This window comes from uncultured Maricaulis sp., from assembly GCF_963975345.1.
Lineage (GTDB): Bacteria > Pseudomonadota > Alphaproteobacteria > Caulobacterales > Maricaulaceae > Maricaulis.
The window spans coordinates 299,118-321,569 of record NZ_CAXBGE010000002.1; the positions used below are offsets into that span (position 1 = coordinate 299,118).

Annotated in this window: 20 protein-coding genes; 12 read left to right on the forward strand and 8 right to left on the reverse strand. The window is 62.7% G+C overall.

Annotated features, from left to right (window positions below; translation table 11 throughout):
* The first annotated feature begins 45 nt into the window (after positions 1–45).
* Entirely contained in the window at positions 46–1,554 is a 1,509-nt protein-coding gene (gene putP, locus AAC029_RS03020) for a sodium/proline symporter PutP (protein ID WP_339743806.1), read from the forward strand.
* Between the two features lie 57 nt (positions 1,555–1,611).
* Here the strand turns inward: putP and AAC029_RS03025 are convergent, their stop codons facing one another.
* Complete coding sequence (locus AAC029_RS03025; RefSeq protein WP_339743808.1) at positions 1,612–3,672, reverse strand: 3-hydroxyacyl-CoA dehydrogenase NAD-binding domain-containing protein; 2,061 nt, start codon at positions 3,670–3,672, stop codon at positions 1,612–1,614.
* Positions 3,673–3,838: 166 nt separating this feature from the next.
* On the opposite strand from AAC029_RS03025, the gene AAC029_RS03030 reads away from it, so the two are divergent.
* On the forward strand, positions 3,839–5,077 hold the full coding sequence (locus AAC029_RS03030; protein ID WP_339743810.1) for a TetR/AcrR family transcriptional regulator: 1,239 nt from the start codon (positions 3,839–3,841) through the stop codon (positions 5,075–5,077).
* Between the two features lie 100 nt (positions 5,078–5,177).
* Here AAC029_RS03030 and AAC029_RS03035 read toward each other — a convergent pair whose 3' ends face one another.
* From AAC029_RS03035 to AAC029_RS03060, 6 genes are all read right to left on the reverse strand, one after another.
* Positions 5,178–6,077, reverse strand: a complete 900-nt coding sequence (locus AAC029_RS03035; protein ID WP_339743812.1) for an acyl-CoA thioesterase II — start codon at positions 6,075–6,077, stop codon at positions 5,178–5,180.
* Positions 6,078–6,179: 102 nt separating this feature from the next.
* Positions 6,180–7,415, reverse strand: a complete 1,236-nt coding sequence (locus tag AAC029_RS03040) for an FAD-dependent oxidoreductase (protein WP_339743814.1) — start codon at positions 7,413–7,415, stop codon at positions 6,180–6,182.
* Positions 7,416–7,533: 118 nt separating this feature from the next.
* On the reverse strand, positions 7,534–7,728 hold the full coding sequence (locus AAC029_RS03045) for a DUF2892 domain-containing protein (RefSeq protein WP_339743816.1): 195 nt from the start codon (positions 7,726–7,728) through the stop codon (positions 7,534–7,536).
* Positions 7,725–10,994, reverse strand: a complete 3,270-nt coding sequence (locus AAC029_RS03050; protein ID WP_339743818.1) for an efflux RND transporter permease subunit — start codon at positions 10,992–10,994, stop codon at positions 7,725–7,727. The genes AAC029_RS03045 and AAC029_RS03050 overlap by 4 nt, the downstream gene beginning before the upstream one ends.
* On the reverse strand, positions 10,991–11,980 hold the full coding sequence (locus AAC029_RS03055) for an efflux RND transporter periplasmic adaptor subunit (RefSeq protein ID WP_339743820.1): 990 nt from the start codon (positions 11,978–11,980) through the stop codon (positions 10,991–10,993). The genes AAC029_RS03050 and AAC029_RS03055 overlap by 4 nt, the downstream gene beginning before the upstream one ends.
* 8 nt (positions 11,981–11,988) lie before the next feature.
* Entirely contained in the window at positions 11,989–12,345 is a 357-nt protein-coding gene (locus AAC029_RS03060; RefSeq protein ID WP_339743822.1) for a rhodanese-like domain-containing protein, read from the reverse strand.
* Between the two features lie 88 nt (positions 12,346–12,433).
* On the opposite strand from AAC029_RS03060, the gene AAC029_RS03065 reads away from it, so the two are divergent.
* From AAC029_RS03065 to AAC029_RS03080, 4 genes are all read left to right on the forward strand, one after another.
* Positions 12,434–12,781 carry a metalloregulator ArsR/SmtB family transcription factor gene (locus AAC029_RS03065; RefSeq protein ID WP_339743824.1) on the forward strand — a complete coding sequence of 116 codons (348 nt, stop codon included), beginning with the start codon at positions 12,434–12,436 and terminating at the stop codon, positions 12,779–12,781.
* Positions 12,782–12,813: 32 nt separating this feature from the next.
* Positions 12,814–14,103 (forward strand): FAD-dependent oxidoreductase, encoded by a 1,290-nt coding sequence (locus AAC029_RS03070; protein ID WP_339743826.1) that lies wholly within the window; start codon positions 12,814–12,816, stop codon positions 14,101–14,103.
* A gap of 128 nt (positions 14,104–14,231) precedes the next feature.
* Positions 14,232–14,882: a fructose-6-phosphate aldolase gene (fsa, locus tag AAC029_RS03075; RefSeq protein WP_339743828.1), complete on the forward strand. Its 651-nt coding sequence runs from the start codon at positions 14,232–14,234 to the stop codon at positions 14,880–14,882.
* Positions 14,883–15,052: 170 nt separating this feature from the next.
* The gene (locus AAC029_RS03080) at positions 15,053–17,173 is read left to right on the forward strand and encodes a DEAD/DEAH box helicase (RefSeq protein ID WP_339743830.1); all 2,121 of its coding nucleotides are present in this window, start codon (positions 15,053–15,055) and stop codon (positions 17,171–17,173) included.
* A gap of 48 nt (positions 17,174–17,221) precedes the next feature.
* On the opposite strand, the gene AAC029_RS03085 is transcribed toward AAC029_RS03080, so the two are convergent.
* On the reverse strand, positions 17,222–18,466 hold the full coding sequence (locus tag AAC029_RS03085; protein WP_339743900.1) for an MFS transporter: 1,245 nt from the start codon (positions 18,464–18,466) through the stop codon (positions 17,222–17,224).
* Positions 18,467–18,716: 250 nt separating this feature from the next.
* Between AAC029_RS03085 and AAC029_RS03090 the strand changes: the two genes are divergently transcribed.
* The 6 genes from AAC029_RS03090 to AAC029_RS03115 all read left to right on the forward strand — a co-directional run bounded on the left by AAC029_RS03090 (position 18,717) and on the right by AAC029_RS03115 (position 22,450).
* Positions 18,717–19,079: a metalloregulator ArsR/SmtB family transcription factor gene (locus AAC029_RS03090; protein WP_339743832.1), complete on the forward strand. Its 363-nt coding sequence runs from the start codon at positions 18,717–18,719 to the stop codon at positions 19,077–19,079.
* Positions 19,076–19,552 carry an ArsI/CadI family heavy metal resistance metalloenzyme gene (locus AAC029_RS03095; protein ID WP_339743834.1) on the forward strand — a complete coding sequence of 159 codons (477 nt, stop codon included), beginning with the start codon at positions 19,076–19,078 and terminating at the stop codon, positions 19,550–19,552. Before AAC029_RS03090 ends, AAC029_RS03095 begins: the two co-directional genes overlap by 4 nt.
* Complete coding sequence (gene arsB / locus AAC029_RS03100; protein WP_339743836.1) at positions 19,552–20,580, forward strand: ACR3 family arsenite efflux transporter; 1,029 nt, start codon at positions 19,552–19,554, stop codon at positions 20,578–20,580. The genes AAC029_RS03095 and arsB overlap by 1 nt, the downstream gene beginning before the upstream one ends.
* Positions 20,577–21,008: an arsenate reductase (glutaredoxin) gene (gene arsC / locus AAC029_RS03105; protein ID WP_339743838.1), complete on the forward strand. Its 432-nt coding sequence runs from the start codon at positions 20,577–20,579 to the stop codon at positions 21,006–21,008. Before arsB ends, arsC begins: the two co-directional genes overlap by 4 nt.
* Before the next feature lie 170 nt (positions 21,009–21,178).
* Positions 21,179–22,198: a GTP 3',8-cyclase MoaA gene (moaA, locus tag AAC029_RS03110; protein ID WP_339743840.1), complete on the forward strand. Its 1,020-nt coding sequence runs from the start codon at positions 21,179–21,181 to the stop codon at positions 22,196–22,198.
* 3 nt (positions 22,199–22,201) lie between these two features.
* Positions 22,202–22,450 (forward strand): MoaD/ThiS family protein, encoded by a 249-nt coding sequence (locus tag AAC029_RS03115; protein ID WP_339743842.1) that lies wholly within the window; start codon positions 22,202–22,204, stop codon positions 22,448–22,450.
* Positions 22,451–22,452: the final 2 nt, after the last annotated feature.

Here is a 22,452-nt window from a genome sequence, read left to right on the forward strand (position 1 = left end):
CTTTCGCCGCCCAGACAACATCCAATCCATGATCGTGAGCGTGACATGCAAGTTGAAGCCCTGATTTCCCTCGCCCTGTATTTCGTCCTGATGATGGCGATTGGCTATTACGCCTACAAAAAATCGACCGGCAATGTCGCGGAATACATGTTGGGTGGCCGACAATTGCACCCGGCGGTGGCCGCCCTGTCGGCTGGCGCGTCGGATATGAGCGGCTGGATGCTGATGGGCCTGCCTGGCGCAATTTATGTCTCGGGCATGAGCAGCGCCTGGATCGCGGTTGGGCTGCTGATCGGGGCCTATCTCAACTATAAACTCGTGGCGCCGCGCCTGCGTGCCTATACCGAGATCGCCGACGACGCGATCACGATCCCGGATTATTTCGAGAAGCGCTTCAAGGACAAGTCGCGCCTGCTGCGCGTCATCTCTTCGGTGGTGATCGTGGTCTTCTTCACCCTTTACACCTCGGCCGGCGTCGTTGCTGGCGGCAAGCTGTTCGAAGCCTCCTTCGGGCTGAGCTATGAGATCGGCCTCTTCCTCACGGCTGGCGTCGTTGTTGCCTACACCCTGTTCGGCGGCTTCCTTGCCGTCTCGCTGACTGATTTCGTCCAGGGCTGCATCATGTTCGTCGCCTTGGTCACTGTGCCCATCGTCACCTACATGGTGCTCGGCGGTATGGAGCCGATCCTGACCGAGCTCAACACGATCGACCCGACCCTGTTGCAGATGACCGCCGGAGTGACGGTCGTGAGCGTGATTTCGAGCATGGCCTGGGGGCTGGGCTATTTCGGCCAGCCACACATCATCGTCCGCTTTATGGCCATCGCCACCCTCAAGGAAGTCCGCACAGCGCGCTATATCGGCATGAGCTGGATGCTGGTCACCCTGATTGGCGCCGTCGCGACGGGTATTCTCGGCCTCGCCTACGTCACCTTGACTGGCGCGGAGCTGACCGACCCGGAAACCATCTTCATCCTGCTGTCGCAGGTCCTGTTCCATCCGCTGGTCGGCGGCTTCCTGCTTGCTGCCATCCTGGCGGCGATCATGAGCACGATCTCTTCCCAGTTGCTGGTTTCCTCCAGCTCGCTGACCGAGGACTTCTACAAGCATTTCGTGCGCCGCGGCGCCAGCCAGAAGGAACTTGTTCTGGTCGGGCGGCTTTCGGTGCTCGCTGTGTCGCTGATTGCGATTGCGCTGGCCTTTGACCGCTCAAGTACCATCCTCAGCCTGGTCTCCAACGCCTGGGCCGGATTTGGCGCGGCCTTCGGTCCGCTGATCCTTCTCAGCCTGTTCTGGCGCGGCATGACCCGTTCGGCCGCGCTGGCCGGCATGATCACCGGTGCCGCAACGGTGCTGATCTGGATCTATGCCCCGTTCGAGATCAACGGCATGCATCCATCCGCCGTGATGTATGAAATGGTGCCGGGCTTCGCGCTCAGCCTGATCGCGACCCTGGTGGTCGGCTTCATGACGCGCACACCAACCAGCGCGCTGACGGAAGATTTCGACACCATGAAAGAGGCCATGCGCACCGGTGTCATCACGCCGAAATAGCACGCGTCTCACAAATGAGATCGAGGGCCGGCGGGGCATTCCCCGCCGGCCCTTTTTCTATGGGTTGAAGCTTTCGCCCGCTACGGCCTTGGCCTTCAGCAGGGCAGAGACCGTAAAATCCGACCCCAGCGCATCCGCATGGCGCTTCAGCCCGTCGAGCACGGTCTGCAGTCCGATGGTATCGGCCCAGAACATCGGACCGCCGGTGAAGCCCGGCCAGCCATAGCCATTGAGCCAGACGATATCGATATCGGAGGCGCGCTGGGCCATGCCTTCTTCGAGAATTTTCGCACCCTCATTGACCATCGGATACAGCAGACGCTCACGGATCTCCTCGCCTGAGAATTTGCGCTGCGGCAGGTCGCTCCTGGCGGCGAAATCGGCGATGATCGCTTCGGTTTCCGGCGAGGGCGAGCCGCGGCGGTTCGCGTCGTAGTCGTAAAACCCCTTGGACGTCTTCTGACCGCGCCGGCCCTGCTCACACAACACTTCCCGGATCGTGGAGCTGGTCGAGCCTTCGGCCGTCCAACCCAGATCCAGACCGGCCAGATCGGCCATCTGGAACGGGCCCATCGGAAAACCAAATTCGGTCAGGGCCGCGTCGACCTCCCACGGGCTTGCGCCTTCGAGCAGAAGTTTTTGCGCCTCGCGCTGACGCGGGCTGAGCATGCGGTTGCCGATAAAGCCGGGACAGACCCCGGAAACGACGGCGATCTTGCCGATCCGCTTCGCCAGCGCCATCACCGTCCTGAGCACGGATGGCGAGGTTTTTGCGCCGCGCACCACTTCGAGCAGGCGCATGATATTGGCTGGCGAGAAGAAGTGCAGCCCGACCACGGCCTCGGGCCGCTTCGTCTCGGCGGCCATCTCGTCGATATTGAGATAGCTGGTATTCGACGCCAGGATCGCGCCCGGTTTGACGATGGCGTCGAGGCGGCGGAACACGTCTTTCTTGATCTGCATCAGCTCGAACACGGCCTCAATCACCAGATCGCACTCGGCGAGATCGTCATACTCCAGCGTCGGGGTCAGCAGCGCCATAGCCCGCTCGACCTGTTCGCCGGTCAGCCGGCCGCGTGCGGCGGAACGCTCATAATTCTTGCGGATCGTCGCGACACCGCGATCAAGCGCGGCCTGTTCGCGCTCGACCATGATCACCGGCAATCCGGCGGAGAGGAAATTCATCGCAATCCCACCGCCCATCGTGCCAGCGCCGAGAATGCCGACCCTGGCGATGTCGATCAGCGGTGTGTCGGCGGGGATGCCGTCGATCTTCGCGGCGAGACGTTCGGCAAAGAAGAGGTGCCGCATCGCTTTCGACTGGGTGCCGGTGACGAGTGTCGTGAACAGCTCGCGTTCGCGCTTGATGCCCTGCTCGAATGGCAATTCAACCGCTGCCCTGACAGCCTCGATACAGGCTCTTGGCGCGTCAAAACCCTTCAGACGGCGCGAATTTTCGGCAATGAATTTGTCGAACACTTGCGGATCATTGGCCGCTTCGGCGATACGGTCATTGCGCTGGCTGGAGACGGGATGATCGGCGCGACCGATCATCTCCTGCGCGAAACTGATCGCCGCATCGGCCAAGCTCTCTGAATCAGCCAGCCGGTCGATCAGGCCGATCTCCAGCGCCCGCTTTGCCGTCGCCGGATCACCGCTCACGATCATTGAGAGCGCATCGGCAACACCTACGACGCGCGGCAGACGCTGGGTTCCACCTGCACCGGGCAATAGTCCCAGCTTCACTTCCGGCAGGCCGAGCTTGGCCGAGGCAATGGCTATGCGGTAATGGCAGCCCAGCGCGACTTCCAGACCGCCGCCGAGCGCCGTGCCGTGAATGGCGGCGATGACCGGCTTGGGGCATTGCTCGATGAGATCGACCACTTCGGGCAAGGACGGGCCGACCGGCGGCTTGCCGAATTCGGTAATGTCAGCGCCAGCGAAGAAGGTGCGGCCATCGCAGCGAATCACCACCGCGCTGATACCGTCATCGTCCGCCGCTTGCCCGATGGCCTCGGCCAGACCGGCGCGCACGGCCTGGCCCAGCGCATTGACCGGCGGATTGTCGGCGATGATGACGAAGACATCGCCGATGCGTTGTGTGGTGATCACAGACATTCGCCCCTCCAGCTGGTTCCGGTTTGATCGGGGCGATGATCGCCGCGCCGGACCTTGCGTCATCGATTGGACCCCAAGGGCGGGCGTATCGCAAGGCGTGAGCGCTGGATCTACGCCGCCTGCCACCTTCGGTGACGCTCGCGCGAAACTCTGTTAAGCGGATAATATGGATTCCAGACAAGACCCCGGCGAAGACGCCACCACACAACGGTTTCAGCAAAAACGCGAGCGCATCCTTGATGCCGCGACGCGGCTGATCAACCGGCACGGCGTCAAGGGCATGACCTTTGTTGATGTCGCCGAACTGGTCGAATTGAACACCACCAGCGTCACCTATTATTTCAAGCGCAAGGAATTGCTCGCCGCTGCCGTGCTCGGCCGCACGATCGACCGGCTTGAGGGGCTGATCCGCGATGCCGGTGCGCAAGCCACGCCGCGAACCCGGGTCGCCCGCTATGTCGAGGCCCATCTCGAGCTGCACGCCCGCATCGAGTTGAAACAGGCGCGTCCGATCACCGTGCTCTCCGACATCCGCGCGCTCGGTGAGCCGTTTCGTAGCGAGCTGACGGCGCGCTATGTCAGCGCCATGCGCAAGGTTCGCGACTTTTTCGAGCCGCCGCGCAGTGACCGCGATAAGATATTGCGCACGATCCGGGCCCATATCCTGGTGCAGAACATGTTCTGGCTACCCGGCTGGCTGCCGCTGTATTCGGTCAGTGATTATCCACGCATCGCCCGCCGCATGATCGAGACGCTCGAACACGGCATCGCCCCGGACGGCGCCAACTGGACGCCGCGACTGCTCCAGGTCTCACCCCGGGCCCAAACGCTTGAAACCGAAGGCATGCCCGAGAATTTCGCGCGCGCGGCCACCTGTCTGATCAATGAGAAGGGCTATCGCGGTGCTTCCGTCGAGCAGATTGCGTCGGAACTCAATGTCACCAAGGGCAGTTTCTACCATCATCTCGAGGCCAAGGATGAGCTGGTGCTGGAGTGCTTCCGGCGCAGTCATGAGCGCATCTGGCTGGTCCAGCGCGCCGCGATCGAGGCGGGCGGCAGCCAGCTTGATCAGCTGGCGGGATCGATTGCCACCCTGCTCGAGGTTCAATTATGCAGCGATTTCCCGCTGCTGCGCACCACCGCTCTGCAAGTCCTGCCCAGCGAATGGCGCAATGATATGCTGGAACGCTCAACGCGTCTGGCGCGGCGCTTTGCCGGCATGATGATTGACGGTATTTCTGACGGCACGGTGCGCACAATCGATCCGCTGATCGCCAGCCAGTTCGTGATGGGGGCGCTCAATTCCGCCTATGATCTGCGCGGCTGGATCGCACCCTTGCCGCAGGAGACCGCCATCGGGCTTTACAGCTCCACCGTCGCACACGGTCTGTTCGCCGATAGCTAGAGCATTTTCAGCAAAAGTGGGAACCGGTTTTGCGGTTCGAAAATGCGACAAAACAAAGAGTTAGAGTATTTTTATTGACTTTGAATTCAATGAAAATGCTCTAGCTACGGCGCTGACGGATCAGGCCTTCCTGCGCCGTGCTGGCAATCAAACGGCCATCGCGGGCGAAGATCTGGCCGCGATTGAAGCCGCGCCCGGCGCCGGCCCAAGGGCTGTCGGTGACGTAGAGCATCCACTCATCGGCCTTCACATCATCATGCATCCACAGGGCATGATCGAGACTGGCCGATTGCATATTCGGGCTGATCCAGCTGACGCCGTGCGGCTGCATGCTGGTGCTGAGCAAGGCCATGTCAGATGCATAGGCGAGGATGGCGCGGTGCATCATTTGATCACCGGCCACTGGTCCCACCGCACGCATCCAGATCTGCCGGACCGGCTCGCTCTTCTGCGGATGCAATAGCGACCAGGGTTTGACCGCCCGCATTTCAATCGGCCGCGGCCGCGTCATCGCCTTCACGAAAGCTTCCGGCAGTGCAGCGCTCTCGCGCTTGATCAGTTCGGCGTCACTGACCAGATCTTCCGGTTGGGGAACCTCGGGCATTTCAGCCTGGTGCGAAAACCCCTCTTCGGGCACCTGGAAGGAGGTCGCCATATTGAGGATCGGCTTGCCCTTCTGCATCGCAACGACGCGCCGGGTGGAAAAACTGCGGCCATCAAAATCGCGCTCGACGCGGCAGATGATCGGCAAATCCTCATCGCCAGGCCGCATGAAATAGGCGTGCATCGAATGCACCACCCGGTCCGGCTCGACCGAGGCGGCGGCTGACATCAACGCTTGGGCAATCACCTGACCGCCAAACACCCGGCCCTGGCCGCCCGGATTGCGCAGGCCGCGATAAAGATCGGTGTCGAGCTCCTCGACCGAGAGCAGACGCTCCAGGCCCTCCATCAATGCGGCGGGGGTCGGTCGGGCGTCGGAGGTGTCAGTGGCAGGCATCGCCGCGTCCTTCTTGTCGGTCGGTCAGGCTAGAGGTCGGAAATTCGCGGCAGAAATGCAAGCGGTCAACGAGTTTTGTGCAGCGCAACAAGCTGGCAGGTCTCAGAGCACAACGTCTTTCATCGATTGCGAGGTATCTCCCAGCCGTTCCAGATCGACCCGTGTTCCGGCGGCGATCAGTTTGCGGCCGAACATGAATTCCGGCGGCGCATTGACCGCTTCGACAGCGCGCACGACATTACCCTGCAGGTGAAACACGGCGAATTTGCCTGTCGCGGGATCGCCGCGCACCAGCTGGCTGGTGGCGTCGAGCGGCAGGCCGGCAAGCTGGATTTTCAGATCATATTGGTCCGACCAGAACCAGGGTACTTCCGGAGCATGCGGTGGTTTTCCGGTCAGAACATGGGCGACACAGCGCGCCTGCTCCAGCGCATTCGGCACGCTCTCGAGCCGGAAGTTGGTGTTGTAGAGCTCCAGCGGCCGGAAGGAGACATCGCCGACGGCGAAAATCGCCGGATCGCTGGTGCGGGCCTCGCCGTCGACATTGACGCCGTTGGAGCACTCCAGCCCGGCCTCGCGTGCCAGCTCGTCATTGGGCACAACGCCAGCGCCGACCAGCACCAGATCACAATCCAGAACCCGGCCATCGGCCAGCTCGACCGCGCTGACGCTGCCGGAACCGGAGAAGCCCTTCGCGGCGGCGTTGAAGATAAACTCGACACCGTGATCGCCGTGATAACGCTCAAGAAAATTCGACATCGTCTCGCTGGCGACCCGGGCGGCGCTGCGCATTTCGCGTTCGACGATAATCGTTTTCAGCCCTGCCTTGCGGGCCGTGGCCGCGACTTCCAGGCCGATATAGCCGGCGCCAATCAGCACGATGGTCTTGCCCGGCACCATCGCCGCCTTGAGCGCTTCGGCATCGGCGAGGCTGCGCAGGCTGAGCACACCAGCGAGATCCTCGCCCGGCAGGCCCAACACGCGCGGCCGCGCTCCGGTGGCGATCACCAGCGCATCATAGCCGACCGCCTCGCCATCGTGCAGTGTGACGCGCTTGGCGACGCGGTCGATTGCGGCAACGCACGTGTCGAGCCGCAGATCGACATCATTGTCGTGATACCACTCCTGTGGCCGCAGGATGACATGGTCGAGGCTGCTGGTGCCCGCCAACCAGGCCTTCGAGAGCGGCGGTCGCTGATAAGGCACGACCGGCTCTTCGCCGATCAGCGTGATCGCTCCGGCAAACCCGTCCTGTCGCAACTGCGCCGCGACGGAGCCGCCTGCATGGCCGGCACCGATAATGACGACACGCTGTGGCGGGCTCGAAGCTAGGGTCATGGCGCTTGGACTTTCGGCGGCGTGAAGGCGGGATTGGTCTCTGATCAATCAGACCGCATAACCGCATCGGCAAGCAACCGGCAAATCACTTCGATGACCGCTCAGTGCCCGATTTGGCTCAGGTTTCTCCACGCAGACCCAGCGCGCGAAAGATATTGGCGGCCGGGCAGAAGCCGGTGAAGCTGGATTGCACCAGATTGAGCCCGACGAAGACCGCCAGCAAGATCCATAATGGATGGACCAGCCAAGCCAGGGCGATGGAAAGAAGTACGAAGCTGCCCGCAAGCAGCGTTACGGCGCGTCCGACAGTCATGATGCACTCCCTTGGGGTTGGACCGGTTCATCACCGGTATTGGGGACGTAAGCCACGTCCGGATCCTTGAAGACGACATAGATGGCCGGGATCACCAGGACCGTGAGAAGGGTCGAGGAGGCCAGGCCGAACAGGAGTGAGATCGCCAATCCCTGGAAGATCGGATCGCCCAGGATGACGACAGCACCGATCATCGCCGCGATCGCGGTCAGCAGAATCGGCTTGAAGCGGATCGCGCCGGCCCGCAGCAGGGTTTCGCGCAAAGGCTCGCCCTCGACTGCGCCATGGCGGATGAAATCGACCAGCAGGATCGAATTGCGTACGATGATCCCAGCCAGGGCGATAAAGCCGATCATCGAGGTCGCGGTGAAGGCGGCGCCGAAAATCCAGTGACCGAACATGATGCCGATAAAGGTCAAAGGCACCGGTGTGAGGATGATCAATGGCACCCGGAAGGACCCGAATTGCGCCACTACCAACACATAAACACCCAATAGCGCGACCATAAAGGCGGCCCCCATATCGCGGAAGGTGACATAGGTGATCTCCCACTCGCCATCCCAGAGCAGGGTCGGCTCGGCATCGCTGGCAGGCTGGCCGTGCAAACGGATCACCGGCTGCGGCACCGCTTCACTCCAGGTCCGGGCATCAAGCGCGTCGGCGACGGCGCCCATGCCGTAGATCGGGGCTTCATAGGCGCCGGCCAATTCGCCCATTACCATTTCGGCATAGCGGCCATCGCGGCGATAGATCGGGTAGGAGCCCGGCTCCTCGGTGACCGAAACCACATCGCCCAGCTCGACCACGCCCGTGGCGCCTGGCAAGGCGTTGGCGGGCACCGGCGTCGAGGCGAGACGTTCGCTCCAGCTGCGTCCACTCCGGGGCAGCGCCACACTGATTTCGATCGGATCACGACCCTCACCGCGATGCGAATAGCCCACCGGCATGCCGCCAATCAGGGCCTGGATGGTGTCATAGACATCGCTCTGCTGGACCTGGAAGAATTCCAGACTGTCCTGGTCGATCGCGATCCGCAGGCGCGGCCGCGGCACTCCGAAACTATCGTCGATATCGACGATATAGGGCACCGAAGCGAAGGCCGCACGGACCTCGGTGGCGACGGCGCGGCGCGTTTCCGCGTCGGGCCCGTAAATCTCGGCCAGCAAGGTCGCCATTACCGGCGGTCCCGGCGGGATTTCGGCAACGCGCACGACTGTGCCCTCGGGCATGTCGAGACCGTCGAGCAATTGGCGCGCCTCGAGCGCAATCTCGTGCGAGGCGCGGTCGCGCTCGGATTTCGGTGCCAGATTGACCTGGAGATCGCCCAGTTCGGGCCGGTTGCGCAGATAGTAATGGCGCACCAGTCCGTTGAAATTGAACGGCGCCGATGTGCCGCTATAGAGCTGGATCGAGGTCGCTTCCGGTAGTGCGGCCAAACGGTCAGCCGCCTCGGTTAGTACGCGCTCGGTGCGTTCCACCGTCGCACCTTCGGGCAGATCAATCACGACCTGGAATTCCGATTTATTGTCGAAGGGCAAGAGCTTGACCGTCACCGTGCGGGTGAAGAAGAGGCCCATCGAGCCCAGCGTCAGCACGCCGATCACCAGCAGCAGAGTCCAGGCGCGGGCGCGCGTGGCAATGATGGGGGTCGCGACGCGGCGATAGAGCCGGCCGAGCGGGCCTTCGCTTTCATGCGCGTGCGCCGTCTCATCGCCGGGCTTGTCGGGCTTGCCGCCGGCGATGACTTTCATCAGCCAGGGGGTGAGCACCATGGCGACAAAGAAGGAGAAGATCATCGCCGCCGAGGCATTGACCGGGATCGGCGCCATATAGGGGCCCATCAGGCCGGAGACGAAGAGCATCGGCAGCAGAGCCGCAACCACCGTCAGGGTCGCGACAATGGTCGGATTCCCCACCTCAGCCACCGCTTCGATCGCCGCTTGGACGCGGCTGCGTCCATCGCGCATCGCCCAGTGGCGGGCAATATTCTCGATCACGACGATGGCGTCATCGACGAGGATGCCGATGGAGAAGATCAGAGCGAACAGCGAGACGCGATTGATCGTGTAGCCCATCAGATTGGAGGCAAACAGGGTCAGCAGGATGGTCGTCGGGATGACGACAAACACGACGGCACCCTCGCGCCAGCCGATCACGAAGGTGACCAGCAGCACGATGGAGATGGTCGCCAAAGCGAGGTGGAAGAGAAGCTCATTGGCTTTCTCATTCGCGGTCTCGCCGTAATTTCGGGTGATGGTGACGTCGAGTCCGTCGGGGATCAGCGTGCCCCGAAGGGATTCGACGCGTTCGAGGATATGCTCGGAGACGACAACCGCATTGGCACCTTCACGCTTGGCAATCGCCAGCGTGACGGCGGGCAGGTGGTTCCATTCGGTGGCGCCCTCCTCACGATTGAGCATCCAGGCGCGCGCATCGGTCGGCATCGAGCCGACCACGACCGTCGCGACATCGCGGACATAGACCGGGCGGCCATCGCGCGTCGTGACCAGCAACAGGCCAATATCGGGAATACCCTGCAAGGTCTGGCCAGCAATGACCGACCAGGTTTGATCGGTGGCCGTGAGATCGCCGGCGGGAAAGGAGCGATTGGCCTCGGCGATGCGGGCCGCGAGTTGTTGCAGCGTTACGCCATATTGCGACAGCCGCTCCGGATCGGGCTCAATCCGGATCTGGTCAGCGCGGCCACCGACGATATAGCTCAGTCCGACATCCTCGACCGAGAGCACGGCAGCGCGCAATTCCTCAACGATATTGTAGAGCGCATTGTCGTCCCAGTGTTGAGCCTCGCCCGGCTTGGGCGAGAGGGTGAGCGAGACAATGGCGACATCATCAATACCGCGCCCGACAACGAGCGGTTCGGGGATGCCCAGCGGGATCCGGTCCATATTGGCGCGAATGCGGTCATGCACGCGCAAGACGGCGGTATCGGGGTCGGTGCCAACGTCAAAACGCGCCGTCACCATCACCTGATCGTCACTGGTCTGGGAATAGACATGCTCGACCGCGTCGATCGAGCGGACGATCGCCTCGAGCGGTTCGGTCACCAGCTCGACGCCATCGGTGGCGCGCAACCCGTCTGTGCGAACCATCACATCGACCATCGGCACAGAGATCTGCGGCTCTTCCTCGCGCGGGATCACCATCAGTGCCAGCAGGCCGACCGCCAGCGAGGCCAGCAGGATGAGCGGCGTCAGCGGCGAGTTGATGAAGGCCTTGGTGAGGTTTCCGGACAGGCCGAGCTTCATGGCTGCACCAGCAGGTCACCGGCGGCCAGACCGCCAAGAATTTCGACGCCCTCGGCGCTCTCGAGACCGCGCTGGACCACGACGTCGGTCTGCGAGCCGTCACCGTGTTGCAGCCGGACATAGTCAACGCCATAGCGGGTCGTCAGATAATCGGCCGGCACCAGAATGGCTGCACGCTGATCGACGGCGACATAGACTCGCACGCGCTCGCCGACGAAATAACTGCCCAAGCCCTCGACCACCGCATCAGCGATCACGCGGCCGTCCTCGACTTGCGGATAGACTTGGCGGATATAGCCCGATGGCGACACATCGCCTGTCAGATCGGATACATCAACCATCACCGCATCGCCTTCGTGAATGCTGCGGGCATGCCGCTCGGGCAGACGCAGGCGCAGCAGATAGAGGTCTGATGCGATCACCGCGACGGCCTCACCGGGCAGCACGACACTCCCCGAGGTCACCGGAACCTGAAGTACACGGCCTGAGGCCGGCGCCAGCACATCGCCCTGCCGCGATTGTTGCACCACGACATTGCGGTTCTGGCGCGCAGCGGCAAGCTGGCCGTCGAGCACATCGACGGCGGTATTCGCTTGATCGAGACGGGCTTGCGGGAAAATCCCGCGGTCAAACAGATCCTGGGCCCGGGTCAGATCAATCCGCGCCTGGGCCAGTTGCGATTCAAGTGCCGAGACCTGGCCATTCATTGCGCCGATCTGCGGCGAGATCCGGTCGTCAACGACAATAGCAAGGATATCTCCGGCCTCGACCGCCGCGCCTTCATCGACCCGCAATTCACCAATCGTGCCGCCGATCCGGGCGCGCGCGCTCACGACATCGATGCTCTCGACGGTCGCAAAAACAGCCTTACGGTCGACGACCTGCTGCTGAACGACGGTGTAGACCTCGCCCGCCTGGGCAACGGACGCGGCCGGCAGTGCCAAGGCCGCGAGGGCCGAGATGAGCATAAATCCGGTCAGTCGCATGGCAGGCCTCATCCGGCTTGTGGGTCGATTATTGCGCCCGTTGCCGGGTCAATGGCGAGCGTTGACAGCCCGGCCTGCTTCCAGGCCATCAGCCCACCGCGGATATGGGCGGTGATCGGGATGCCCGCAGCCCGGCAGCGCGCCAGAGCATCGGCGGAGCGCTTACCGGAGCCGCAATGGAAGATCATCTCGCGCGTTTTGTCTAACGGCAGGGCGGACGGATCGAATGTGGAGAGCGGAAACAGCAAGGCGCCGTGAATCCGCTCGGCGACATATTCTCGCGGTTCGCGCACATCGATCAGGACGGCTTTTTTCGACTGCACCGCTTCGAGGGCGGTCTTGGGGTCCAGCTCGCGCAGGCTCATCGGGGTATCTCCCTGGAGATGAAGAAAACATAATTGACAACTAATGTAGTGAAAGATATTTTAGTGTCAACTAATGTTTGGAGTCCTCATGACCGCGCCCCTCAATCAGCCCCTCGATGACCGGAATTTCGCCGAGCTGCAACAACAGGCCGGAGACGCGGCCGCTTTCCTCAAACAGCTCGCGAACGAGAAGCGGCTGTTGATCCTGTGTCGTCTGGCGGTCGGCGAGGCGACGGTGTCGGAGCTGTGCGAGATGGCGGATCTGTCGCAATCGGCGATGTCGCAACACCTCGCCAAGATGCGCAGCGAAGGCCTGGTCGCCGGCCGAAAATCCGGGCTGCAGGTCCATTATTCGATCGCGGACGAGCGCTGCCACGGGATTCTCAAGCACCTGAAGCAAGACTTCTGCATCGCCGCCGATAGCCTGCCAGGCTGAAGCGGCTCCCCTCAACACTGAAGGAGCGTGACATGGCACATATCGTTATACTGGGAGCCGGACTGGGTGGCGTGCCGATGGCGCTCGAGGCCCGCAAGCAGGCCAACAAGACCGATCGCGTCACCGTGATCAGCGATAGCGCGACCTTCCATTTCACGCCTTCCAATCCCTGGGTCGCCGTCGACTGGCGTCAGCCCGACCAGATCAAGGTCGAGCTGGCCCCGATGTTCGCGAAGAAGAACATCAATTTCATCCACTCTGCCGCGACCAAGCTCCGTCCAGAAGAGAATGCGATCAACCTCGCCAATGGCGAGACGGTCACCTACGACTATCTCGCGATCTGCACCGGCCCCGAGCTCGCCTTTGACGAGATCGAGGGGCTGGGCCCGCACAATGGCTTCACCCAATCTGTCTGCCATGTCGATCATGCGGCCACGTCAAAACTCGTCTGGGATGATTTCGTCAAGGATCCGGGCCCGATCGTCGTCGGCGCGGTGCAAGGCGCATCCTGCTTCGGACCGGCCTATGAATTCGCCATGATCCTGGAAACCGATCTGCGCCGCCGCAAAATCCGCGACCAGGTGCCGATGACCTTCGTGACCTCCGAGCCCTATATCGGCCATCTCGGCCTCGATGGCGTCGGCGATACGAAGGGCATGCTGGAAAGCGAAATGCGAAACCGGCATATCAAATGGATCACCAGCGCCCGCGTCACCAAGGTTGAAGACGGCATGATGCATGTCGAGCAGGTTGCCGAGGACGGCTCCGTCGCCAAGACGCATCAATTGCCGTTCAAATACTCGATGATGCTGCCGCCCTTCCGCGGCATCCCGACGCTTCGCGGCATCGAAGGCCTAGTCAATCCACGCGGCTTTGTCATCGTCGACAAGTCGCAACGCAATCCGACCTTCCCGAATATCTACGGTATCGGGGTATGCATCGCGATACCGCCGGTCGGCAACTACGCCGTTCCGGTCGGCGTGCCCAAAACCGGCTTCATGATCGAATCCATGGTCGTGGCCGCCGCCCGCAATATGCGCGCCGTGATGGATGGCAAGGAGCCCGTCAATGAGGCGACCTGGAATGCCATCTGTATCGCCGATTTCGGCGATGGCGGCGTCGCCTTTGTCGCCATGCCGCAAATCCCGCCGCGCAATGTCAATTGGGCTGCGGAAGGCAAATGGGTCCACATGGCCAAGGAAGCCTTCGAGAGTTATTTCATGGGCAAGATACGCAGCGGCACCGGCGAGCCTTTCTACGAAAAGGCCGCCTTCGACATGCTCGGCATTCACAAGATCAAGCCGAAGGCACCAGCTGAATGAGGCCATGTAGGGTTTCAGTGACATCACACGCCATGCTGGCGTTCAGGCTTGTCGGCTGAGGCCGGTCGGCTAAGCTCAGCCGGTTGCCGTTTCGCATGGAGCGGCGGGCTACCCGGGGTGATGCCGTCATGAAATTCTTTATCGATACCGCTGAAATTGCCGAAATCCGCGAATTGGCAACGACCGGCCTTGTCGATGGCATCACAACCAATCCCTCGCTGATCAAACAGTCCGGCCGCGATTTCCGCGAAGTCATCGCCGAAATTTGCGAAATCATTCCCGGGCCGGTTTCAGCGGAAGTCGTGGCGATGGATGTGGAGGGCATGCTGCGCGAAGGCCGGCTGCTGGCGCAGATCGCCAGCAATGTCACCGTCAAACTGCCTCTGACCTGGGACGGGCTGAAAGCCTGCCGCACTTTCTCTGACGAAGGCATCGCGACCAATGTCACGCTGTGTTTTTCCGCCAATCAGGCCCTGCTCGCGGCCAAGGTCGGCGCCAGCTTCATCTCGCCCTTCATCGGACGTCTCGACGATCTCGGAGTTGACGGCATGGAGCTGATCCACAAAATCCGCGCGATCTACGATATTTATGGTTTCGAGACCGAAATCCTCGCCGCCTCGATCCGCTCCCCCGCCCATGTTGAGGCCTGCGCCCTTGCCGGCGCCGATGTCGCCACCATTCCGCCAGAAGTCGTCAAATCTCTGGCCCAGCACATGCTGACCGATAAGGGTCTGGCGAGCTTCCTGGCTGACTGGGATGCGACCGGCCAGAAAATCTGAGCTCAACCGCGCTCTGCTGCAGCGCAATATAAAATGTGCATAACTGGTTTGGCCGTGTTAAGGGGGCGCTGACGCGTTCCCCGAATATCGGACCAGTCGGCCGAGCCAGTACGCTGGCATCATGAGGCATGATCTGGAGCTAACACGCGCCCGGATTGGAAATTGACCTCATGTCACTGAATACCCGCATTGCGCCGGCATTGGCCCGCGCGCTTGAAAAGAAGGGTTTTGCGACCCTCACAGAAGTCCAGGAATCGGTGCTCGCGCCGGAAGCCGATGGTGCCGACCTTCTGGTCTCGGCCCAGACCGGCTCTGGCAAAACCGCCGCTTTCGGCATGGCCATCGCCCCGACCCTGCTCGGGGAGGCCGAGCGCTTCGAACGCGGTGCCGAACCGATGGCGCTTGTCGTCGCACCAACCCGCGAACTGGCACTTCAGGTCCAGCGCGAACTGGTCTGGCTCTATGCCGAGACGGGCGCCCGCATCATCACCTGCGTCGGCGGCATGGACACACGCACTGAGCGCCGTGCGCTCGAAGCGGGCTGTCATATCGTTGTCGGGACGCCGGGCCGTCTGCGCGACCATCTCGAACGCGGAGCGCTGGATCTGTCGTCCCTGCGCGCCGTCGTGCTCGATGAAGCCGATGAAATGCTCGATTTCGGCTTCCGCGAAGATCTTGAATATATTCTCGACGCTGCACCTTCGACCCGCCGTACGCTGATGTTCTCGGCGACAGTTCCCCGTTCCATCGCTGACATGGCCAAGCGCTATCAGCGCAATGCCCTGCGCATCTCGACCGTTTCCGAGCGCGCCCAGCACAGCGATATCGAATACAAGGCCCTCGCCGTCGCCCCGAGCGATCGCGAACACGCCATCATCAATGTGCTGCGCTTCTATGATGCCCCCAGCGCCATTGTGTTCTGCGCAACGCGCGAAGCGGTCAGCCGGCTCTCAAGCCGGTTTGGCAATCGCGGCTTCTCGGTCGTCGCCCTGTCCGGTGAACTGAGCCAGAAGGACCGCACTTCGGCGCTGCAGGCGATGCGCGATGGCCGCGCCCGCGTCTGCGTCGCCACCGATGTCGCGGCGCGCGGGATTGATCTGCCGGGCCTCGAACTGGTGATCCATGCCGATCTGCCGACCAATAGCGACACCCTGCTGCACCGCTCCGGCCGGACCGGACGCGCAGGCCAGAAAGGCACTTGCGTCCTGATCGTGCCGCACACCCGGCGTGGTCGCGCCCAGCGTCTGCTGCGCGATGCCAAGATTGAAGCGGGTTGGGGCAGCGCACCGAGCCTGGAAGACATCACCGCAAAAGATCGCGAACGCGTCATGTCCGACCCGTCGCTGTCGGAAACCTATGACGAAGCCGCCATCGCCATGGCGCAGGAATTGCTCGCCCGCTATCCGGCCGAACAGATCGCCGCCGCCTTCCTCAATCGCCGCCAGGCCGACATGCCGTCTGCCGAGGAATTGATTGAAAGCCCCGGCAGCAATTATTCCAATGACAGCGGCGGCGCACCTGAAAAGCGCCGCGAGCCCTTCACCGACAGCGTCTGGTACCGCCTCACCGCCGGGCGCAAACACCGTGCCGAACCGCGCTGGATCCTGCCGCTGATCTGCCGTCTCGGCCATATCACCAAGCGTGAAATCGGTGCAATCCAGATCGGCGAGGAGGAAAGCCGTTTCGAAATTCTCGGCTCGGCCTCTGACCGTTTCATGGAGGCCGTCCAGAAGGCGGGCGGCGGCGAAAAGTCGATCCGCATCACCCGCGATGAAGGTGGTGCCGACGCGCCGCTCGACCGTCCACGCACGCCGCGCCAACCCGCTGCCTATACCGGCCGGCCAAAACCGGCCCGCGATGGCGAGAGCGGCAGCGATTTCACACCGCGGCCCAAGCCCTATGCCGGCAAGTCGGACAAACCCTATCAGGGCAAGTCGCATGACGATGCCGCATTCACCGCGCCCTATGCGCCAAAAGCCAAGCCGCGGGCCGCCGACGGCGACAAGCCGTATTCGCCGAAACCAAAACCCCGCGCTGATGGCGACAAGCCCTACGCACCGAAGCCCAAACCTCGCTTTGGTGAAAGCGGCGCGCCGGCCAAGCCGCGTTCCAAGCCGTTCAGCGCCGATCGCAAACCCGGCGCCAAGGCCGGTTCGCCGCGTCCGAGTGCGCCTTGGGATCCCGGTGTCGCCACGGCCCCGATCAAGCGCCGCTCGCCGACCGAAAGTGCCGCTCCGGGTGGAGCCGTGCTGAAGAAAGCGAAGAAGAAGACCAAGCCTTCAGGCGAATAGTCTCAAGCGGGATGGCGATGGCGGCCGGGCCGTCATCGCCGCTCGCGGTTATTCCTCGTCGGCAGGTTTCAGCTCGTCAGTCTTGGACAGGTCGGGAAACAGTTTGAACCAGCTGGCCGCCGTGACCAGCGCCAGCACGCCGCCCATCAGCACAGCGCCGACCGGGCCGAGAAACCGCGCCGCGACGCCGGATTCAAACTCGCCCAGCTCGTTGGACGCCGAGATAAACATGAACTCGACCGCCGAGACCCGGCCGCGCATGATTTGCGGCGTCGAGAGCTGAATGATCGACTGGCGGATATAGACCGAGATCATGTCGGCCGCTCCGGTGATAGCGAGCACCACCATCGACAGCAGCAGAACACTCGAGAGCGCGAACCCGATCATCGCAACGCCATAAATCGCGATCGCGCCGAGCATCCAGGCGCCGACATGGCGCGTCAGCGGCTTGGCCGCCAGCCACAGGGCGATGAACGCGGCGCCAACCGCTGGCGCCGTGCGCAACAGGCCGAGCCCGACCGTGTCAGTGTGGAGAATGTCGCGTGCGAATACTGGCAGCAGGGCCGTAACGCCGCCAAACAACACCACGACCAGATCGAGCGAGATCGCGCCGAGCACGACCGGATTATTGCGCACATAGCGCAGGCCCTCAATGATCAAGGCGCGGCCATTGACGCCGCGAACATGCTCGTGCTTCGGCGTTTGGGCGCTCCAAATGGCATAGATCGAGATCAGGGTAAGCACGAAACTGGCGACATAGACCGTGGTCGGGCCAGCGATGTAGAGCAGGCCGGCGATGGCCGGGCCGATGATCGCGGCGGCTTGGAAGCCGAGCGAATTCCAAGCGATGGCCTGACGCAATTCATCACGCGGGATCAGGCGCGCAAACAGGGCCCCGGACGCGGCCGGTGAAAATGCGTGCATCACCCCCATCGCCAGTGCGGTCGAGTAGATCAGCCACAGCGCGGTCGGGCCTGCCAGGAACGGGCTCGCGGCTAGCGCCAGCATGCACAGGGCGCGGCCGATATTGGAGACCACCAGGATCATCTTGCGGTCGAGCCGGTCGGCCGCTTGGCCACCGACCAGAGAGAGCAGCAGGACTGGTGCGAATTGCGCCAGCCCGACCAGACCCAGCATCAGGGCGGATTCTTCGACTGAGCGCGTCTGGCGGGCAATGTCATAGACCTGCCAGCCGATCGCCACCGCCATCATCTGGCGCGCGGCGGAATTCGCCTGGCGCATGATCCAGTAGCGCAAATATGCATCGTGCCGGAAGACGGCGATGGATGGCATCAACACGGCAGCTTCAATCCCGGACAGGATGCGGGCGGCGCAAGTGTGGGTCTTGCAGTCTTCGCGCCCACCTGTCCGGGTTGAAGATCGCAGGACTCAACGCGTCAATTTCCGCTTTGGCGACAGATTGACGGATACACAGATGCGCCGAAAATCCAAAGTCCAATCTTGAGGCACACCGGCGGAGAACCCGTAGCCTCTGTGATATTTTGCGCTTGCGCGTCGATATTAGTTCAATTATCGTTGAAATATGGAAATAAACCTTGCCGTCCTCCGCCTCTCCGCCCTGGCCCAGCCGGGCCGGCTCGCCGTCTTCCGCCTGCTCGTTCGGGCTGGCCATGATGGCTTGCCAGCCGGAGAGATCGCCCGCGCGCTTGATGTGGCCCCCAATACGCTCTCGGCCCAACTCAACGTGCTGACCCAGGCCGGTCTGGCGACCAGCCGGCGCGAGGGCCGCTCAATCGTCTACTCCGCCCAGTTCGACCATATGGGCGAATTGCTCGTCTATCTGGTCGAGGATTGCTGCCAGGGAAATGCCGGCGTCTGCCAACCCGTTGCCGACGCCGCCCGCCGCAGCACCTGCCAACCCAACCAACATGGAGCCTGCTCATGAAACGCCTGCATGTTCACGTCGCCGTTGAAGACCTGGCGCAATCAATCCACTTCTACTCGACCCTGTTCGCCACCGATCCGACGGTCGAGAAGCCCGATTACGCCAAATGGATGCTCGACGATCCGCGCGTCAATTTCGCGATCAGCGCCCGCGGCGCCAAGACCGGCATCGAACATCTCGGCATCCAGGCCGAGGATGGCGGCGAACTCGCCGAGGTCTATCAACGCCTGTCGAACGCCGGTGCCCCGGTGCTCGAAGAGGGCGCAACCACCTGCTGCTATGCCAAATCGGAGAAGAGCTGGATCACAGACCCGTCGGGCGTGGCGTGGGAAGTCTTCCACACCGTCGGCGACAGCGCCGTCTATGGCGGCGAGGGCGAGGTCCAGCCGGCCCGCACCGCGACCGGGATGGCCGTCGCCGAAACCGCCGCCTGCTGCGCCCCCAAAACCGAAACCAAGGGCGCCTGCTGCTGATGGGCCTGTTCGAACGCTATCTCTCGGTCTGGGTGGCGCTCGCCATCGTGATCGGGATCGGGCTCGGCCAAATGTCGCCGGGCCTGTTCTCAGCCCTGGCTGATTTTGAATATGCCCAGGTCAATTTCGCCGTCGCGATCCTGATCTGGGCGATGGTCTGGCCGATGATGATCGGGGTCGAGCTGGCCAGCCTGAAACAGGTTGCTGACCGACCGAAAGGCCTGATCCTCACCCTGGTGGTCAATTGGCTGATCAAGCCCTTCACCATGGCCGCGCTCGGCGTTCTGTTCTTCAAGCATGTTTTCGCCGGCCTGATCCCGGCGGCGGAGGCGGAAGGTTATATCGCCGGCCTGATCCTGCTCGGAGCCGCGCCTTGCACGGCGATGGTCTTCGTCTGGTCGCAACTGACCAAGGGCGATCCGGCCTATACCCTGGCCCAGGTCAGCGTGAATGACACCATCATGGTCTTCGTCTTCGCACCGCTGGTCGCCTTCCTGCTCGGCGTCACCGATATCGCGGTGCCGTGGGAGACATTGCTGATCTCCGTCGGGCTCTATGTCGTGATCCCGCTGCTGGCCGGACTGGCAACGCGCCAGGCGCTGATCCGGCGCGGCGGCCCCGCTGCCGTCACCGCCTTCACCGACCGGATCAAACCCTTCTCGATCGCCGGCCTGCTTTTGACCGTGGTGCTGCTGTTCGGCTTCCAGGGTCAGGTGATCCTGGAACGGCCGCTGATCATCGCCCTGATTGCGGTCCCGATCCTGATCCAGTCCTACGGCATTTTCGCGCTCGCCTATGGCGCCGCCTGGGCGTGGAAAATCCCGCACAATGTCGCCGCGCCCTGCGCCATGATCGGCACCTCGAATTTCTTCGAACTCGCTGTCGCGGTGGCCATCTCGCTCTTCGGGCTCAATTCCGGCGCGGCCCTGGCGACAGTGGTCGGCGTGCTGGTCGAAGTGCCGGTAATGCTTTCGCTGGTCGCCTTCGCCAATCGGACACGGGGGCATTTTCCCGGAGCCACCCGATGACGGCCGTGACGATCTATCACAACCCGGCCTGCGCCACTTCGCGCAATGTTCTCGCGGTGATTGAAGCGGCTGGATACCAGGTCGAAGTGATCGACTACCTGACCACTGGCTGGCAGCGTGACCAACTCAAGGCCCTGCTGGCGACGGCCGGATTGACGCCCCGCTCGGCGCTGCGCGAAACCAAATCTCCCGCCGCCGAACTCGGCCTGCTCGATCCGTCGGTTGATGACGAAAGCTTGCTCGAAGCCATGCTCGCCCATCCGGTGCTGGTCAACCGGCCGATCGTTGTCACGTCAAAGGGCACCGCGCTCTGCCGTCCCAGCGAAGCGATCCTCGATCTGTTGGACCGCTGGCCGCCGGGCCCCGTCTTCAAGGAAGACGGCGACATGATCATTGATGCCGCCGGAAACAGGCCCGCGTCTGCGTGACGGGGCGCTGGGTAAAACCCGCCTTCACATCACATTTCCGCCACCCACACATCTCCCCGTTCGCGTGCTGCCCCAGTTCGCGTTAGACTGCGACCAGACGCCGCCTCGCCACGTGGCGGTTTTTGATGTTTGTCAAGAATTGCAATTGGACTGACAGGACAGGAAATTCCGTGGACGGCACGATAACGGTACCGCAAGCCCGCCCGCTGATCGACCATTTCGGGCGTCACATCACCTATCTGCGTCTGTCGGTGACAGACCGCTGCGATTTGCGCTGTGTCTATTGCATGAAGGCGCGGCCGGAGTTTTTGCCCAAGTCGGAGCTTCTCAGCCTCGAAGAGCTGACCCAGTTGAGCGACGCCTTTATCGCGCGCGGTGTGACCAAGATCCGCGTCACCGGCGGTGAGCCGCTGGTGCGGCGCGATGTGATGACGTTGATCGAAAATCTCGGTGCCCGCCTCGACACGACCGCGCTCAACGAGATTTGTCTGACCACCAATGCGACCCAATTGCCACGCTTTGCCGGCGATCTGGTCGCCGCCGGCATCAAGCGGGTCAATGTCTCGCTTGATACGCTGGACGAGCCGACGTTCTCGCGGCTGACACGCGGCGGCCGGTTGGCCGATACGTTGGCCGGGATTGATGCGGCGGATGCTGCCGGGCTGAAGATCAAGATCAATACCGTCGCCCTCAAGGATGATAACGAGCACTCGCTGCGCGAACTGATCAGCTGGGCCCATGGCCGCGGCTTCGATCTGACCCTGATCGAGATCATGCCGCTGGGCGAGGTCGACGCGGCGCGCTCTGATCAATTCCTGTCGCTGGAACAGGTGCGGGCCGATCTTGAGCGGACATGGACGCTGACCCCGCTGACCGACAATACCGGCGGACCGGCGCGCTATCACCGCATCGAGGAGACGGGTGGCCGGCTGGGTCTGATCACGCCTTTGACCGAGAATTTCTGCGCCGGCTGCAACCGGGTCCGTCTGACCTGTACCGGCCAGCTCTATATGTGTTTGGGCCGCAATGGCCGCCTCGATCTGCGCGCCGCTTTGCGCGAAGGCGGGATGGCCGCTGTCGACGCCCTGCTCGACGAGGCGATGGCGCTGAAGCCGCAGGCGCATGATTTCGACGTCTCCGTCGGGGCCGCGACCAAGGTCGAGCGCACCATGGCCCATACCGGAGGCTGAACAATGGCCCTCAATATCCGCTATTTCGCCGCCCTGCGCGACAGGATGGGCATGGCTGAACAATCCGTTGATCACGGTGCGGGCAAGACGGGCGACGCACTGGTCGCCTGGTTGATCTCCCGCGATCCGGCGGCGCTGGCGCTGACCGAACCCTCGGTGCGCCTGATCATCAATGACGAGATCGCGCCGCGCAGCCAGGCCTTGCGCGATGGTGATACCATCGCTTTCTGTCCCCCGTTTTCGGGAGGCTAGCC